This window comes from Oleiphilus sp. HI0123, assembly GCF_001635315.1.
In genome coordinates, this window is record NZ_LWGE01001501.1 from 1 (window position 1) to 2,262 (window position 2,262).

Consider the following 2,262-nt stretch of genomic DNA (forward strand, 5'->3'; position numbering starts at 1 on the left):
TCGAACACAGCAATATATCGCGCAGATGAAGGCGCGATACCCTGAACCTGAAGCACTCTTTCGAGCCCTAATGGAAAACTTCGCCAAGCAGAATTTTTATTACACCCTTAAACCTGAGACGACTGGTGAGCACTTCGTCGATGAGTTTATGTTTGATACAAAAACGGGGTTCTGCGCGCATTATGCAGGGAGCCTCGCTTACATGTTACGGCTTGCAAATATTCCTGCTCGCGTAGTGATCGGGTATCAAGGTGGAGAGTTGCGCGATAATGGAAAATATATGGTTGTCCATCAATACGATGCGCATGCTTGGGTTGAAGTGTACATAGTTGGTAAAGGTTGGTTTAGGGCTGACCCTACCTCGATGGTTGCACCAGAAAGAATATTGGATGGTGGGGCTGATGCCTTTCGCGAGAAAGAAGGCTTTCTTGAAGACTCACCACTTTCATCAGTTGGGCAGCAATTAGCGCTTGTTAAGTGGGTGGGGCAATATGTTGATAAAATGAGTTATGGCTGGCAAAAGTGGGTAGTGAATTACAATCAGGGAGAGCACAAAAAGTTTGTCAGTTCGGTATTAGGGGAGTACAGCCTTTTAAGTGTCGCCAGTTTATTTGCGTATGTGCTTGTCGCTATTTTTATTTTATTTACCATCTATTTGTGGGGCCAAAAGTATGCCTTCAAATATACCTGGGCAGAGAAAAAATATATGATGTGCTGCTACGTATTAGCTCGAACTGGCTATAGCAGAACGCTGGGTGAAACGCCCAGGCAATATTTATTACGTATTCATTCTATCGCACCGCAATACCTCTATCGTATTTTAGAGCGAGTGACGAGTGACTTAGAGCGAAAGCAATATCAGTCTTGATGTCATCAAGGTAAAATTGGTCTTTGGTGTTGGCTAAAACGGTTAAAGGAATCAGGTAATGTCATTTTTTCCTTGGCAGGCGGCTCAGTGGGAGCGTGTGCTCAAGCAGGTAAGAGAAAATAAAGTTCCACACGCATTCTTGTTAAATGGTGTTGAGGGAATCGGTAAGCTACAGTTTGCGGAGAGTCTAGCAGCGTATCTTTTGTGTGAAAGTACGTCTGAGGGAAAGCTTGAGCAAGCTTGCGGCACTTGTAAACAGTGTCGTCTTGTCGAATCTGAAACTCACCCCGACTATAAGCATATTGGTCCCGAAGAAGGGAGCTCTATTCTTAAAGTCGATGCGATTAGAAATATGGTTGAGTTTTTCGCGCAATCGAGCATGCAGGGGGGGCGAAAGCTCGCAGTGTTATCTCCTGCAGAATCACTTAATCATAATGCGGCGAATGCGCTATTGAAAACCCTTGAAGAACCGAGTGGCGATTCCGTTATTATCTTAGTATCACATAGCTCGGGGCAGTTACTTCCAACGATTCGTTCTCGTTGTCAGGTGATTGACTTTTCGTTACCTGAAACGTCTGCAGCGAAGCAGTGGCTAGAAGCGGCGCTGAACAAAGACGAGCTTAGCTTGTCTGGAGCTGAGTTAGACTCGGTTTTAGCGCTGGCGGCCCAAGCCCCGCTAAGAGCTTTGGAGTACGTTAAAACGGGCGCGCTTGAAGAAAATCAACGTATGCTAGAAGAAATGGCTAGCTTTCTTCGTAAAGATGTTTTGGCCCTTGTTTTGGCTGAAAGGTGGAGCGATGATTTGTCGATTCTACGTGTAGAGTGGATGATTCAATGGTTGGAGCTCGTTTTAAAGGTCAAGTTGGCCAGCTTTTCCACTGAAGGACTTGCGGCGGCAAAAATGATCGACCATTTGGCTAAGGTTTCGACCGAGGCTCAGTTACTTGATTTATACAAAAGTGCCTTGGATCAACTGCGTTTGTTGCTCGGTACAAGCAATCCTAACAAGCAGCTGGTGTTTGAGTTTTTATTGAACCAATGGGCTGGCTTAATGGCTAAAAGAACGGTTTAATAAAGATCTCAAAAGTGTGAAGCAATTTTCAATTGCTTGCCTATACTGAAGATATATCACCTTAATACTACTCGAAACTGTTCGGGTTACAGTGGGTGCAACGACCAATTAGTGCTTTGTATTCAAGTGTTTGTACGGGCGCGTTATTGTTAAGAGAATTGTATGTCAGCAGGATTTGGGGCGCGTAGTGGTATCCTTACCCTAACAATCAAGGATAAAGCTGTTTTATATGCCGCCTATATGCCGTTCATTAAAAACGGCGGACTATTTATACCTACCGCAAAAAACTATCATCTTGGCGATGAGGTGTTTTTGCTGTTAA

At 44.4% G+C, this 2,262-nt stretch carries 2 protein-coding genes and 1 pseudogene; all 3 read left to right on the forward strand.

The features are described from left to right. A partial coding sequence (locus A3761_RS19850; protein WP_197473135.1) for a transglutaminase family protein occupies positions 1-868 on the forward strand: 868 nt, incomplete at its 5' end. A 58-nt stretch (positions 869-926) separates the two neighbouring features. After that, on the forward strand, positions 927-1,940 hold the full coding sequence (locus A3761_RS19855) for a DNA polymerase III subunit delta' (RefSeq protein WP_068513678.1): 1,014 nt from the start codon (positions 927-929) through the stop codon (positions 1,938-1,940). 162 nt (positions 1,941-2,102) lie between these two features. Then, positions 2,103-2,262: pseudogene (locus A3761_RS19860) on the forward strand (pilus assembly protein PilZ); the annotation flags it as partial.